This is a genomic window from Parabacteroides sp. KHUB-03 (genome assembly GCF_056640975.1).
This window is the reverse complement of record NZ_CM153257.1, coordinates 1,868,086-1,883,701: the sequence shown is the minus strand read 5'-3', so window position 1 is coordinate 1,883,701 and position 15,616 is coordinate 1,868,086. Positions and strand designations below refer to the sequence as shown.

The following is a 15,616-nucleotide window of genomic DNA, read 5'->3' as shown; positions in this document are numbered from 1 at the left end:
ATATGAAAAGAATAGAGGCTTTAGAGCACATACAAAGCAATGTAAAATATCTGTCGGCTTTTGATTTACCGGAATATAAATATATTCCGTTACATCAGAAACCTTCACCTTCCATAGCTTCCGTCAGGGAAATAATGACTTTGTTACGGACTATTATTTTCCCCGGCTTTTTTGGTACCGAGCAGGAAGCACAAGTTGATTCTATCCAGTACTATATGGGGGTGAATCTTGAAAAAGTGTATGATTTATTACAGGAGCAGATATATAACGGACTCTGTTTTGAAGTTGAACGCTGCTGTGATTCTAAGGATCGTGCATCACAAATTGCGGTAGCTTTTATTGATAAAATCCCTCACATAAAGTATCTTCTATCTACTGATGTTAAAGCTATTCTGGATGGGGATCCGGCTGCAAAGAGCATTAGTGAGATCATTTTTTGTTATCCCGCCGTACATGCAATACTTTATCAGCGGGTTGCGCATGAATTACTAAGGTTAGGAGTACCAGTCTTACCCCGAATTATTACGGAAATGGCGCATTCCGATACGGGGATTGATATTCATCCGGGCGCACAGATAGGTGAATATTTCAGTATAGACCATGGTACAGGTGTGGTGGTAGGTCAAACTGCTATTATTGGCAACCATGTCCGGTTATATCAAGGTGTAACATTGGGAGCAAAAAGTTTCACGTTGGATGACGAAGGTTTGCCTATGGATGTACCCCGCCATCCGATTATAGAAGATCATGTAACAATATATTCGAATACTTCTGTTTTAGGAAGGATTAGAATAGGCCAGGGGTCAATTATCGGAGGTAATATTTGGTTAACCTATAGCGTTCCACCTAACTCCAAAATTCTTCAAACAAAAGCTATTAAAGACGAATAAAAAACAATATTTGTCTTTCTATTTAATAACCTATACTAACATTTCATGAAAAAAATTTCAATTATTTCCAGCCTGCTTCTTTTAACTATAGCAATGCAAGCGCAAACTAATTTTTGGGAAAATCCTAAATTAGTAAATGAAGGCGTGGAGAGGCCCCGGGCTACGTTTGTTCCTTATGAAGAAAAAAAAGAAGCTATGACCGGTGATAAATTTTGTACTCCATTTGTCCAATCTTTAAATGGAATATGGCGGTTTAAATTTAGTGCTAAACCTTCTGAACGCCCTATGGATTTTTATAGGACAGATTATAATGATAACCACTGGAGTAATATACAAGTCCCTTCAAACTGGGAATTGCAAGGATTTGGGATTCCGGTCTATACGAATATCCCATATATATTTCCGACAAATCCTCCTTATTTGGATAATGATGATTTACCTATAGGATCGTATCGCACGTCATTTAAACTACCTGAAGGTTGGGATAACCGTGAAATTATTCTTCACTTTGAATCAATTGCCGGTGCTGCAACCATATGGATAAATGGTAAAAAAGTAGGCTATTCCAAAGCTTCAAAAACGGCTGCTGAATTTGATATTACAAAATACTTGAAAATAGGAGAGAATCAATTGGCTGTGGAAGTATTTAAATGGAGTGATGCCTCTTATTTGGAAGATCAGGACTTTTGGCGTTTGGCAGGCATTGAGCGGGATGTCTATTTGATAGCCCGTCCCAAAATTTCTATCGAAGATTTTTTTGTTATCGGAGATTTGGATAAAGCATATAAAAACGGCGTTTTCAGCATGGATGTAAATATTCGTAATTTTACAGAACAACCTGCTGATAATTATAGTGTAGAAGTTGCCCTTTCAGATGAAGCCGGTAAAAATGTTTTTATTAAGAATGTATCAATACCTCAGATAGCAGCAAAAGGAGAGAATAAGGTTACTATTTCCCAGGTAATTAATAATCCGAAACAATGGAGTGCTGAGTTTCCTAATTTGTATGATGTAACCGTTACATTAAAAGATGTTTCAGGAAAAACTGTAGAGCTTACAGCTATTAAAACGGGATTCCGCAAAATAGAGATGAAAAATAGCCAGGTATATATTAATGGCACTCCTATTATTATTCGTGGTACGGATATTCATGAACATAATCCGGAGACAGGGCATACTCTTACAAACGAAACGCGCATACAAGATATTCGTCTTATGAAACAGTTCAACTTGAATGCAATCCGGATGAGTCATTATCCACAAAGTCCTGACATGTTCAAACTTTGCGATAAGTATGGTCTTTATGTTATAGATGAAGCTAATATTGAAGCACATGGTTTGGACGGTTTTGATACTTCCCGTCATCCTTCTTTCAGTAAAGATTGGTTAGGACAGCATATGGACAGGACACAACGTATGGTTGAACGTGATAAAAATCATCCATGTGTAATAGGATGGTCTACCGGAAATGAGAGCGATTTTGGTCCCAATTATATTGAAACATATAACTGGATGAAGGAGCGTGACCATACGCGTACCGTTCAATGCGAACGTGCTCCGGAAAGTGAACTTTATTCAGATATTATTGCCTGGATGTACACTTCCCCCGATAAGCTTCAACAGTATGCAGATCGTACTGATACAAACCGCCCGTGGATTCTTTGTGAATATGCCCATGCAATGGGAAATAGTACTGGAAATTTCCAGGAATATTGGGATATTATTTTGAAATCTCCTAAACTACAAGGTGGTTTTATTTGGGACTGGGTTGATCAGGGTTTGGAAACTACAGATCCAAATGGCCGTAAATATTACTATTATGGAGGTGATTTCGGTGGAGATCGCTGGGTAAATCAGGAAAATTTCTGTGCAAACGGCCTTATTAGTGCGGATCGTACTGTGCATCCGGGGTTATATGAAGTAAAAAAAGCATATCAAGGTATTTACTTTGAACCGATAGAAGTGGAGAAAGGTAAAATTAAGTTGGTTAATTACTATCAGTTCACCGATTTAAGTTATTATGATTATGTATGGTCTTTTCAAATAAATGACAAAATTGTTGCGACAGGAACTTTTGAAGTCTCAGGAAAACCAGGTAGTACAGTTCCCGTAATGATCGCATTACCTTCTTATACACCCAAAGCCGGCGAGGAATATTTTTTGAACTTGAAAGCCCTGCAACGTGAAGGTACAGAATTAATTCCTTCTGGCCACATTGTTGCATCAGAACAGTTGATGTTTCCTAATAGCAACTATTTTGGAAAGGAAACAAGTTCTAAGGGAAATTTAAAGATTCACAAAGTTGATAATATATTAACTTTTGAAAGCGAAGAAATCAAAGGTTCTATAAATTTAAAGAATGGTTTGCTATCCAGTTATAAGAATGGAGATGACGAACTTATTACTTCCGCTCCAGTACCTAATTTCTGGCGTGCTCCGACAGATAACGATTTTGGAGAGAATCTGCAGTTGATTACTAATATATGGCGTACAGCCGGTGATAACCGTAATTTGGTAAATATCGACGTGAAGGAACAAAATGCCAATGGTGTGGAAATAGTAGCTAAATATAAATTAAGATACATAGATGTAGATTACACATTATCTTATCTTATTATGAACGACGGAGCTGTAAAAGTAACTGGAGCTATAGATATGGGAACAAAAGATATGCCGGAGCTTCCTCGTTTTGGAATGAAGATGCAACTACCGGTTACGTTCGAAAATGTGTCATATTACGGACGCGGTCCGTTAGAAAACTATTGGGATCGTCAACGTTCCATGTTTGTGGGGCGCTACAATAACAAGGTAGAGGATATGGGCTTTGAATATATCCGTCCGCAAGAAAATGGTAACCGTACAGGTTTGCGTGTAGTAACTTTTACCGATAATAAAGGAAATGGTATTGAACTTGAAGCCGTAGGTCAGCCACTTAATTTTACGGTCCGTCATAATTTAGATGAAGATTTTGATCCGGGTCTGACTAAAAAACAACAACATATATCCGATATAGATCGTCGCGATATAGTTGCTGTAAATATTGATATGCAACAACGAGGTTTAGGAGGTGATGATAGCTGGGGGGCTAAACCTATGGATAAATATCGTTTACAGGATAATAAATATAGTTACAGCTATATTATACGTCCTGCGAGAAAATAATTAATTGGAATTTGTAAAACAGACGGGGAGTAAGAGGTCCATAAAACCTCTATACTTCCCGTTTTTTATTGAATAAAACGAAAAGATAGTGTTTGTATGTCATGAAACAACGATCAGTATAGTAATGCTATAAGAATTAGGATGATACTTCCGGAATATTTATCTTTACGGCTAGTTTAATATATGATTAAGTTGAAAGACATATGAAAAAAAGTTTGTTGTATTTATTTACCATAATATGTTCGCTATATTTTATTACAGCATGTAGTGATGATGAGAAGCCTGTAACATGGCAGGATATTTCTAAAACATATACAGGCAACCAGTTGGATTTGGGAACGTCTTTGATAGGTTCTGTTGGTTCTGTTAAGTTGGAAGCTGTATCTGCAGATAAAGTAAATCTGGTATTAACCGATATACTTCCCGGAGAAAATGAAGTGACATTATCTGCGATATTAATGAAAGGAGGGGAGTCATCGTCTTTTCCAGGTGATTTTATAATAAAGGGTATGGCTACCACTTCAACTGGTGAGCTTACTGTAAACGGTTATATTCTGAAAGGTATATTGAAATTGGATATTGTTCGCGAGATGACCTCTTCTGTTGTTGGTAATTGGGATCTGACAATACAAGATGGGAAAACGGCTGATGTGTTCATTTCCGTTAAAGGGACACCTTTGGATGATTTATTGAATAGTATGGGACCTGTTGTCGGCCAGTTATTGGCACAAAAAGTAGAAAAGGTCTCTGTTTTATTTGGAGAAAACGGACAATTAGTAGTTGGGTATAAAATGCCGGGATCGGATGCTATAGATCTTCCGCCTGCAGAAATAGCTCCTGTACTTGTAAATCTTTTGACATGGTATGAAAAAGACGGTATAGTATATATTGCTGCCCGTAAGGATATTGTAGATATTATTGTTGCTTTGATACCAAAATTGTCTGAGATTGATATTACTCCTTATCTGTCACTGCTGGAATTGAATGGTAGTTTTTATGTTTTACCTATTCATGCCACGATAGAGGCAAACAATGCCAGGTTATATGTTACAAAAGATTTTGTGCAAAAAGTATGGCCATTGATTAAAACATTAATACCTGCAGACAGTCAATATGCATTTCTGTTACCTATTGTTGATAGTGCTATTAACTCAGCACAGTCAATAGAGATCGGGTTAGGATTTACCACTCCTTGTATAATCCCGGCAGACTAAAACCAAACTCCTTTATTCTGGTTATCTCGGTGCTTTAAGATAGAGGTAAATAGCAATGAATGTATAAAGGATATTAGGAATCCAAGCTGCTACCATAGGACTAACATATCCATTAATAGCAAAAGTGGATGTAATGGTCATAAATAGAATGTATGAAAAACTTAATGCAAGGCCAATACCGATGTTCATACCCATTCCTCCTTTTATTTTTCGCGAAGAAAGAGATGCTCCAATAGTTGTCAGGATGAATGCTGCCATAATGGTAGCAAAACGTTTATGATACTCTATCTGGAAAGTTTGTATATTTCCGATACCGCGCTTTTTTTGACGTTCAATATAAGTATTTAATTCCGGGCTGGTCATTGTTTCGCAATCGTTTACAGATATGAGGAAATCGGAAGGAACAATTGTTAATGTCGTGTCCTTGCGAGTGCCTTGTGTAATATGTTCGCGCATACCGTCAAAATCGCGTATCATATAGTCGATAACTGTCCACTGATATAGAGAATCATACTTAATCGAATTTGCTGTTAAGCGGGATATTAATTTTTTATCATCAAAATTTTCCAATGAGAAACGATACCCCATATTTGATTTTCCGTCATAACGATCAAAATAGGCTATTACACCAGGTTCTACCTCCAATTGCATGTGGCTGACATATTCTTCTTTTTTGTTTCTGATATATTTATTCTGAAAATCGATACGGGTAATATTGGCCGGTGGAATAATAAATGCATTTAGGATAAATGTAACCAATGCAATGATTGTTGCTGAGATGGCGTAAGGGACCATAAGGCGCCTAAAACTCATACCACTAGCCAACATAGCTATGATTTCAGACTTGTCGGCCAGCCTTGAAGTGAAAAAAATTACAGCAATAAAAGTAAATAAAGGACTGAATAAGTTGGCAAAATAGGGTACGAAATTCATGTAGTAATCGAATATAATAGCCTTTAATGGTACGTCCGGATTAAGGAATTTATCGATTTTTTCATTTATGTCGAATACTACCGAGATTGAAATAATCAAGGCTATAGCGAAAATGTATGTTCCCAGGAATTGCTTGATAATATACCAGTCTATTCGCTTGAGTTTATATTTCATATCTTATAGTCTGTTAGATAATTGACGTACCATACCACTTTTCCATGTCGTAAAATCGCCTGAAATTATATGTTTGCGGGCTTCTTTTACCAGCCAAATATAAAAAGCAAGGTTGTGGATGGAAGCAATTTGTAATCCTAAAAGTTCGTTTACTTTTATCAGGTGATGTAAATATGCCCTTGAATAAAGCGTATCAACGTATGAATTTGCATCCGGATCGATAGGAGAAAAATCGTTCTCCCATTTCTTATTTCGCATATTCAATGTACCAAAGCGAGTGAAGATTTGTCCATTTCGCCCGTTACGGGTAGGCATTATGCAGTCAAACATGTCCACTCCGCGTTCAATGGCTTCCAGTATGTTGACCGGAGTTCCGACTCCCATTAGGTAACGGGGTTTGTCTTTAGGCAAAATCTCATTTACAACTTCGATCATTTCATACATTTTTTCTGTAGGTTCACCTACCGCTAGTCCTCCAATAGCATTTCCATCAGCTCCTTTTTGGGCGATGTTCTCGGCAGCACGCCGACGTAAATCTGTATAAACACAACCTTGTACAATAGGGAAAAGGCATTGACTATAACCATATTTAGGATCTGTACTATTGAAGCGTTCAAAACAACGATTCAGCCAGCGCTCGGTTAATTCAAGGGACTTTCTGGCATATTCGTAATTGGCATCTCCCGGACAGCATTCATCAAAAGCCATGATAATATCTGCGCCGATCGAGCGTTGTATATCCATTACCTTTTCCGGACTAAACATGTGTCTGGATCCGTCAATATGTGAACGAAACTCTGCACCTTCTTCATGCAACTTACGGTTATCTGATAATGAAAAAACCTGAAAGCCTCCGCTATCAGTCAGTATAGGACGATCCCAGCTATTGAATTTATGTAATCCGCCGGCTTGCTCCAGAATATGGATGCCGGGACGTAGATAAAGATGGTATGTGTTTCCTAAAATGATTTGTGCATTAACGTCTTCTTTTAATTCTGTCATGTGTACGCCTTTTACTGTTCCTTGTGTACCGACAGGCATAAAAATGGGCGTCTCAATTACACCATGATCGGTAGTAATTAATCCTGCCCTTGCATTTGATTTTGTATCGTTGTATTGTAATTCGAAATTCATGCTGAAAAATTTGTCGGCAAAGGTAGTGTTTTTCTATCAGAATCCGAAGTCTTCTACTTCTACCTTTTTTACCTCTTCCTCTTTAGGTTTTTCTACAAATTTATGTACTGTATTTGACTTTACAATAATAGCTCTCATCGGGCGTACCGGGCAGATGGACTCACAACCGCCACAACCGATACATAAATCAGGGTTTACATCAGGTATAGTCAACGTACCTTTATACGGAATCATGTGTACTGCTTGGGTCGGACAGTGCTCCGAGCAAGCACCACAGTCTGTACCTTCCGTTTTTACAATACAACGGTTAATAAAAAAGGTAGCAATACCTACTTGAGTAGTTGCTTTTTCTTCTTTAGTAAGAGGTTGTATTGCATGTGCGGGGCATACGTCAGCACATACAGTGCATTCATAATTACAGTAGCTGCTTATGTAAGCTAAATGAGGTTTCAGCATATAATCGAAACCATATTCTGTTCCTGCCGGACGGAGTACTTGACTGGGACATTTCACGACGCAAATATGGCAAGCTGTACATTTATCTTTAAACCGCTCCAAACTAAGTGAGCCGGGGGGAGTAACTGGCAGCCATTTTTGTCCCTTTCCGCAAGATGCTCCATTTCTGTTTCGCTTGCGTTTTCTTACTCCATTTGCTATAACGGATATTACAGGAAGACTTGCAGCAACAGTAGTAGCAGTAGCGATAAAAGTACGTCGACTATTAGTCTGAACCTCAGCACTATTAAGAGTTTGTGCTGTTTCTGTCTGGTTTATTTCTTTTTTGAATAAAGACCTGAAGCGATATTGTAATCCTCCTTTGGCACATGATGAAACGCAGTTGAAACAATCTACGCAGCGGGATGTATCAACCGTTAAATCCTGACTGTTGATAGCTTCTGCTTTACAAGTGTGTTCGCAATTTCCACAATGAGTACAAGCGTTTTTGTCGAAAGAGATGCTGAACAACGAGAAGCGGGATACCAAACTAAGAGAAGCTCCTATCGGACATAATGTGTTACAGAATAATCGTCCCCGGAATACAACCATAATTATGAATACGAATAGTGCTATGATTGCAGATATTAAACCGGCCGTGGTGACAGTGCTGATTGTTACATGGTATAATGAATAGTTATCCATCTTCATCAATACATCAGCCAAAAGATTGTTGCTCCACATAATAACAGGCCGGAATAAGTTTGTGGCTATACGTCCGAAGTTACTGTATGGGTCTAACAGTAAACAAAGTTCCATAATGCCCAATGCACCCATAACGATTGTAAATGCAAGTAGCGTATAACGTAAAACGTTTGCCGGTCTATGATATTTGAACCTGCGAACCCCGTTTTTTTTCTTTTTGCCTATACAATATATCCGATTGATGATATCTTGTAAAATTCCGGCAGGGCAAATTGTCGAACAATAAATACGTCCGAAAATCAGGGCCAGTATTAACTGTAATATAACAATTCCTCCCATACCGCTTAATATGGCAGGCATTAACTGAATATGTAATAATTTACCTGTTTTGTCGGGTAGTATGCCTGCAAAATCAATAAAAAACAGAAATATAGGTACGAAAAAGAGGATTGAGAGAAGTACCCGCAATCCTTTTAAGTAATTAGTTCGTTTCATCCTTTATATTTTTATACGTTTAATGGTTACCTTATCCAGATTGGTGGTTCCTAACTTTAGTTTTTCACCTTTTTCCAGATGACTGACGGCAGCCATATCGAGTTGTTTTACCTGATTAAACAATTTTAGAGCGGCAGTATCAACCGCTACTATGTTAGGAGATACAATTAATGATTTCAAAACGGCAACATCGGCAGCAGTTTTGCCTTGAGGGCCATTTTGATGCATGATGCGGTACGCATCTACAATATTTAATACCGGTTTCTTTTGCCATGTGCAGATGTCTGCTATGCATTGTTGTAAATCATTTTGATGGAAAAAGCGCCGGTCCCATACAATACCCATGTAGTTCTTCATGGCGCACGTCATTTTTGCACCTCCATGATTTTTTAATACAGGAACATTAATCCATACATCTGCTTCAAGCAGTGCTTCATGTATTTGAGCATTTTTTAAATTTACCCCGTTAGGTATAGCTACTTCTTTGTAATACTTTTCATCGTTTCCCGGCATTATTATTCCTCCTGCTTCTTTAACAGCAGCAGCGATACCGCTTGTTTCATAACATTTTTGCCAGTTGTCGCATGTATGGTCAAACACTGTCACTTTTTCTGCTCCGGCAGCAAAGCATTTTTTCACCAAAGCTTTTACTAATTTAGGATTTGTATTTCCTGCCATTTCGGGTGTCCTGTCCCAACCGATATTAGGTTTTATAACTACCTTTTGTCCTTTTTTTATATACTTTCCGATTCCTCCCAGGACATCTAATGCTTTTTCAAGCATCACTTCCGGTTCGCCTCCCATTACGGCAACCATATCAGGGACTTGCTCTACAGTTATAGTATTAGTGGAAAGGGCAGCATGTAAACCTTCAAAGTTTAAAGAAAATGCAGTACCTGCTATAACACTGGTCTTTAGGAAATCGCGACGTTTCATCTCTTAATAGTTTAGAATTACTTGAACAAAGGTAGTAATTATCTGATAATAGATTATCTTTGAGTGCAAAAAAATAATGATCTATGATTTTAAACACATATATTCCTTTGAGATCGTTTATAAATGGATGGAGCAGAAATAAGACTGATACAGAACTTATTTTTTCTGCTGTTAATCTGATGCATACATTTTCTTTTGAGGATTATGGTCTGGGGCTTCTTCGTAGAGCAATCGGTTTATATGAACAAAAAATGAATATCCATCCGGATAATAGTAAACAAGCAATTCCTTTTTTTCGGGAAAATAGACGAATGCTGGTTGGCCCTGAGATGGAAATGTATATTATTTCCATGTATGAGAATGATTTGGTACCGCCATACTTGCAGATGGCTGATAGTCCTATCCTGAAAATTTCATTAGACTATGAATCATTAGCCGAATATTGTTTATTGGAAAATTTATATCTGATACGTTGTAAATATGATGAAGAACTGTCTTTGCAGACCTTTGTCAAGCAATTAGAGAGAGAATACGATAAGTTCTTTTTTGACGAAGAACATACGGGATTTACGGCAGACTCCCGTTTCTTTTCTATGCTTTGTAATGCCTGCATGGAAGTAAAAAGGCCGGAAAAAATGGAAGAAAAGGAATGGAATGTTGCTTTATTCCGCCATCCTTCAGAAGCTGAATATGGTTTTGTGGAAGGAAAATTGACGCCTTTTATATCAATTCCTGTTCCTGTAAATTGTATAAAAAGGATTTCTTTGTTAAACAAAGACGGAGATATTTTGTCATTCAGTGCTTTGGCAAGTTTCCTTCAAAGTAAAGGTTTGGCTCCCGAATTATACCTGGAAGGATTGATAGAAGAGTGATATTATAAAATGATCGGGATGATTTTAAAAAAACATCGGGATCATTTTATAATATCATCGGGACGATTTGTTTTTTATAAATTGATAAAAACAGACATATGAAAACATTAACGGATGAACTACTTACAATTCAGGTTGCCGAACGTGGGGCGGAGTTGTCCAGTATCGTATCAAATAAAACGGGAAAAGAATACCTGTGGCAAGCCGATCCCGTTTTTTGGAAACGTCATTCTCCTGTACTTTTTCCGATAGTGGGAAGCCTATGGAATAATGAATACCGTTATCAGGGTATTACGTATAAGCTTTCCCAGCACGGATTTGCCAGAGATAAAGATTTTACGTTGCTCTCTGAATCTGCCACAGAAATTCGGTTTGGACTGGAAAGTAATGAAGAAACTTTGGAATTATATCCATTCCCGTTTATATTGGAAATAGGTTATTTGCTTCATGAAAATAAAATTGATGTATTGTGGAAGGTGAAAAATACCGGACATAAGGACATGTATTTTCAGATAGGGGCACATCCTGCATTTTATTATCCTGATTTTAATTCGGAAAAAGAAAAGAGAGGATATCTTTCTTTTGATAAAAAAGAAGGGGTGGAGTATATTCTTATATCAGAGAAAGGCTGTGTTTCACCGGATAAGTATTCTTTGGCTTTACAAGAGGGGCTGCTACCGTTGGATATCCATACATTTGATAATGATGCTTTGATATTTGAGGATAGCCAGTTAAAAAAAGTGGCATTGTTGGATAAAGACAGAAATCCATACGTGACATTACATTTTACTACGCCTGTAGTAGGATTATGGTCTCCTCCGGCTAAAAATGCACCGTTTGTCTGTATCGAGCCATGGTATGGGCGTTGCGATTCGGTTTATTTTAACGGTGATTATAAGGATAAAGATTGGATACAACACCTATTGCCCGGAGCAACATTTGATGCACATTATACGATAGAGATAGGATTAAAGGATAAATTGTAAAGGTTGCTTCCGGAATATTTGACTACCTTTGTTGCAATTTATTTAATTAATGTCATTACCATGGATCAAAATACTAAATCACAAATTATCGGTTTAATTCATCGTGAAGTTATACCTGCAATTGGCTGTACAGAACCTATTGCAGTTGCTCTCGCTGCTGCTAAAGCTGCAGAAACATTAGGAAAAGAACCTGAGAAAATAGAAGTGCTTTTGAGCGCCAATATTTTAAAAAATGCCATGGGGGTTGGTATTCCTGGAACAGGTATGGTTGGGTTGCCTATTGCAATTGCCCTTGGTGCTTTAATAGGTAAATCATCTTATGGCCTGGAAGTTTTACGTGATCTTAATGAAGAGGGTCTGAAAGCCGGTAAAATGATGGTGGATCGTAAATGTATACATATTTCACTTAAAGAGAATGTCGATAAGCTTTATATAGAAATAAATTGCTTTGCTGGAAATGATTCGTCAAAAGTGATTATTTGCCATGAACATACTCATATTATATATGTAGAAAAAAATGGAGATGTGCTGCAAGATTGCCGCGTTTCAGGGTCATCAAATGAAGATATGTGCAATGATAATGATTTGCGTTTATCTTTTTCTACAGTGTATGAGTTTGCAACAGAAATGCCATTGGATGAGATACGGTTCATTTTACAAACTGCCGAATTAAATAAAAAAGCGGCCGAAGAATCTATTCAAGGGAATTACGGGCATACGGTGAGTAAGACTGTTTCGGGAAAATATGGTAAAAAATATTTGGGAGAATCTACTTATACCCACATGTTAGCCGTAACGGCTGCAGCCTGTGACGCACGTATGGATGGTGCAATGATACCGGTTATGAGTAACTCTGGTAGTGGAAATCAAGGTATTGCTGCGACATTACCTGTTTTATCATTTGCCGAAGATATAAAATGTACGGAAGAGCAGTTGATCCGCTCTTTAATGTTAAGCCATTTAATGGTGATTTATATAAAACAGAGTTTGGGGCGCTTATCTGCTCTTTGCGGATGCGTAGTAGCTGCCACTGGTGCCAGTTGTGGTATAACATGGTTGATGGGCGGGAGTAAAATACAGATATCGTACGCTATTAAAAATATGATTGGTAATATTACCGGAATGATATGTGACGGAGCCAAACCCAGTTGTGCCATGAAAGTTTCCAGCGGTGTTTCTACTGCCATGCTTTCGGCATTGATGGCTATGGAGAATAAAGTAGTAACTTCCGTAGAAGGCATTATAGATGATGATGTAGATAAATCCATATCCAATTTAACAGCTATAGGCTCGCATGGAATGGAGGCTACAGATAAACTTGTATTGGATATTATGACAGGAAAATCTTGTTGATATAATCCTTTTTTTTATCCAAAATATGCATACTATTTAAGGAGAAATCCGTATGTTTGCTACACACCTTCTGTAGGTGATTGTTTCCCTTAAATAGTATGTACTATGAATAAAGTAAAGACATTAGATGATCTTCGTAAAATGCGTGACTCTTTTCGCGCATCTTTAGATTTGCGGGAAAAAAGTGACCATCCTGAAAAAATGATTCAGATAAAAATTTCGATGGCAACGTGTGGAATAGCTGCCGGAGCAAAAGATATAATGAATTATTTTATTGAAGTACTCGATAGGGAACATATAGACGCATTGGTTACTCAAACCGGATGTATGGGGTATTGTTATGCCGAACCTACTGTCGAGATATTGGTTCCGGGGAAAGAACCTCTGGTATTCGGGTATGTAAATAAGGCAAAGGTGGATGAAATTATATCTCAATATATACGATATGGAATATTAGTAGACGGAATCATCCCTGTTTCTTATACAGCTGTTAAACCTGAATAATAAATACATTTCAAATACTAGAAAGAATGGCACAATACACTAATTATATTTTGGTGTGTGGTGGTACCGGTTGCCGCGCATCCCAAAGTGAAAAGATCATAGGAAATCTGAAAGCTGCTGTAGAAAAAAACGGATTACAGAAAAATGTACAGGTAATCCGCACCGGATGCTTTGGTTTCTGTGAAAAAGGCCCCGTCGTAAAAATGATTCCGGATAATACATTTTATGTGCAAGTGCAACCGGGTGATGCCGACGAACTTGTTAAAGAACACCTTGTAAAGGGGCGGAAAGTAGAACGGTTACTTTATGTAAACCCGGAAACAAATGAGCAGATTTTAGACTCCAAACATATTGATTTTTATAAAAAACAACTTCGTGTTGCATTACGTAATTGCGGTTTTATAAATCCTGAGAATATAGATGAATATATAGCCAGGGACGGCTATGTGGCATTAGGAAAAGCAATTACGGAAATGACTCCGGAAGAGGTAATAAAAGAAATTATGGATAGTGGACTCCGTGGCCGTGGTGGTGGTGGTTTTCCTACGGGCTTGAAATGGCAGATAACACGAAAAGTACAGGCTTCTCAAAAATATGTTGTTTGTAATGCCGATGAGGGTGATCCGGGAGCATTTATGGATCGGTCTATATTAGAAGGTGATCCTCATTCGATTGTGGAAGCTATGGCTATTAACGGATATTGTACCGGAGCTAACAAGGGGCTCGTATATATTCGTGCAGAATATCCTTTAGCCGTGGAGAGGTTGATGATTGCTATTAAGCAGGCAAAGGAATACGGTCTGCTAGGAGATAATATATTTGGTAGTGGTTTTTCATTTGATATTGAGATACGATATGGTGCAGGAGCATTTGTTTGCGGTGAAGAAACAGCATTAATTCATAGTATGGAAGGCTTACGCGGTGAAGCTACCGTAAAGCCTCCGTTTCCAAGCGAGCAAGGATATAAAGGTTATCCGACGAATGTCAATAATGTAGAGACGTATGCAAATATTCCGGTTATTTTACTGAAAGGAGCAAAATGGTTCAGTAGTATCGGTACGGAAAAGAGCAAAGGTACAAAAGTATTTGCTTTAGCTGGAAAAGTAAATAATGTCGGTCTGATAGAAGTTCCGATGGGAACTACTTTGAGGGAAGTAATATTTGGAATTGGCGGAGGTATTAAAGATGGTAAAAAGTTTAAAGCTGTTCAAACCGGAGGACCTTCCGGAGGATGTTTGACAGAAAAACATCTGGATCTGCCGATTGACTATGATAATCTGTTGGCTGCCGGTTCTATGATGGGATCAGGAGGAATGATCGTTATGGATGAAAATGACTGTATGGTTGCCATGGCAAAATTTTATCTTGATTTTACAGTAGAAGAATCATGTGGTAAATGTGCCCCGTGCCGTATAGGAAACAAGCGTTTGCATGAGATTCTACAAAAAATAACTTCAGGTAACGGAACGGAAGATGATCTGGATAGATTGCGTAATCTGGCAATGGTTATAAAAGATACGGCTTTGTGCGGATTAGGACAAACTTCTCCTAATCCTGTCTTATCCACTATGGATAATTTTTATGACGAATATCTGGCACATGTACATGATCATCGTTGCCCTTCTCATCAATGTAGAGAGCTTACCCAGTATTATATCAATCCGGAGAAATGTAAAGGTTGTACATTATGTGCCCGCGTTTGCCCCGTACATGCAATTACCGGAGATCGGAAAGTACCACATGTTATAGACTTGCAAGTATGTATCAGGTGCGGAACTTGTATGGACAAATGTAAGTTCGATGCGGTATATGTACATTAAATT

12 protein-coding genes are annotated in these 15,616 nt (G+C 37.9%); 8 read left to right on the top strand and 4 right to left on the bottom strand.

What is annotated here, in order from left to right; genetic code table 11:
• Positions 1-2: 2 nt before the first annotated feature.
• The 3 genes from ACYIB7_RS08165 to ACYIB7_RS08155 all read left to right on the top strand — a co-directional run bounded on the left by ACYIB7_RS08165 (position 3) and on the right by ACYIB7_RS08155 (position 5,266).
• Entirely contained in the window at positions 3-890 is an 888-nt protein-coding gene (locus ACYIB7_RS08165; RefSeq protein ID WP_103982476.1) for a serine O-acetyltransferase, read from the top strand.
• Positions 891-935: 45 nt separating this feature from the next.
• Complete coding sequence (gene lacZ / locus ACYIB7_RS08160) at positions 936-4,052, top strand: beta-galactosidase, LacZ type (protein ID WP_103982475.1); 3,117 nt, start codon at positions 936-938, stop codon at positions 4,050-4,052.
• A gap of 203 nt (positions 4,053-4,255) precedes the next feature.
• On the top strand, positions 4,256-5,266 hold the full coding sequence (locus ACYIB7_RS08155) for a hypothetical protein (RefSeq protein ID WP_480336724.1): 1,011 nt from the start codon (positions 4,256-4,258) through the stop codon (positions 5,264-5,266).
• Positions 5,267-5,287: 21 nt separating this feature from the next.
• On the opposite strand, the gene ACYIB7_RS08150 is transcribed toward ACYIB7_RS08155, so the two are convergent.
• Genes ACYIB7_RS08150 through ACYIB7_RS08135 form a run of 4 tightly spaced genes read right to left on the bottom strand, consistent with a single transcriptional unit; the run spans position 5,288 to position 10,078 of the window.
• Entirely contained in the window at positions 5,288-6,373 is a 1,086-nt protein-coding gene (locus tag ACYIB7_RS08150; protein WP_103982473.1) for an LptF/LptG family permease, read from the bottom strand.
• Between the two features lie 3 nt (positions 6,374-6,376).
• Entirely contained in the window at positions 6,377-7,507 is a 1,131-nt protein-coding gene (tgt, locus tag ACYIB7_RS08145) for a tRNA guanosine(34) transglycosylase Tgt (protein WP_103982472.1), read from the bottom strand.
• Between the two features lie 36 nt (positions 7,508-7,543).
• Positions 7,544-9,142 (bottom strand): 4Fe-4S dicluster domain-containing protein, encoded by a 1,599-nt coding sequence (locus tag ACYIB7_RS08140; protein ID WP_480336723.1) that lies wholly within the window; start codon positions 9,140-9,142, stop codon positions 7,544-7,546.
• A gap of 3 nt (positions 9,143-9,145) precedes the next feature.
• On the bottom strand, positions 9,146-10,078 hold the full coding sequence (locus tag ACYIB7_RS08135; RefSeq protein ID WP_103982470.1) for a DUF362 domain-containing protein: 933 nt from the start codon (positions 10,076-10,078) through the stop codon (positions 9,146-9,148).
• 83 nt (positions 10,079-10,161) lie between these two features.
• On the opposite strand from ACYIB7_RS08135, the gene ACYIB7_RS08130 reads away from it, so the two are divergent.
• The 5 genes from ACYIB7_RS08130 (at position 10,162) to ACYIB7_RS08110 (ending at position 15,613) form a co-directional block, all read left to right on the top strand.
• Positions 10,162-10,950 carry a hypothetical protein gene (locus ACYIB7_RS08130; protein WP_103982469.1) on the top strand — a complete coding sequence of 263 codons (789 nt, stop codon included), beginning with the start codon at positions 10,162-10,164 and terminating at the stop codon, positions 10,948-10,950.
• 98 nt (positions 10,951-11,048) lie between these two features.
• Positions 11,049-11,936, top strand: a complete 888-nt coding sequence (locus ACYIB7_RS08125) for an aldose 1-epimerase family protein (RefSeq protein WP_480336722.1) — start codon at positions 11,049-11,051, stop codon at positions 11,934-11,936.
• 60 nt (positions 11,937-11,996) lie between these two features.
• Positions 11,997-13,289 (top strand): L-cysteine desulfidase family protein, encoded by a 1,293-nt coding sequence (locus ACYIB7_RS08120; protein WP_103982467.1) that lies wholly within the window; start codon positions 11,997-11,999, stop codon positions 13,287-13,289.
• Positions 13,290-13,394: 105 nt separating this feature from the next.
• Positions 13,395-13,793 (top strand): (2Fe-2S) ferredoxin domain-containing protein, encoded by a 399-nt coding sequence (locus ACYIB7_RS08115; protein WP_099465630.1) that lies wholly within the window; start codon positions 13,395-13,397, stop codon positions 13,791-13,793.
• A gap of 26 nt (positions 13,794-13,819) precedes the next feature.
• Positions 13,820-15,613 (top strand): NADH-ubiquinone oxidoreductase-F iron-sulfur binding region domain-containing protein, encoded by a 1,794-nt coding sequence (locus ACYIB7_RS08110; RefSeq protein ID WP_103982466.1) that lies wholly within the window; start codon positions 13,820-13,822, stop codon positions 15,611-15,613.
• Positions 15,614-15,616 lie beyond the last annotated feature (3 nt).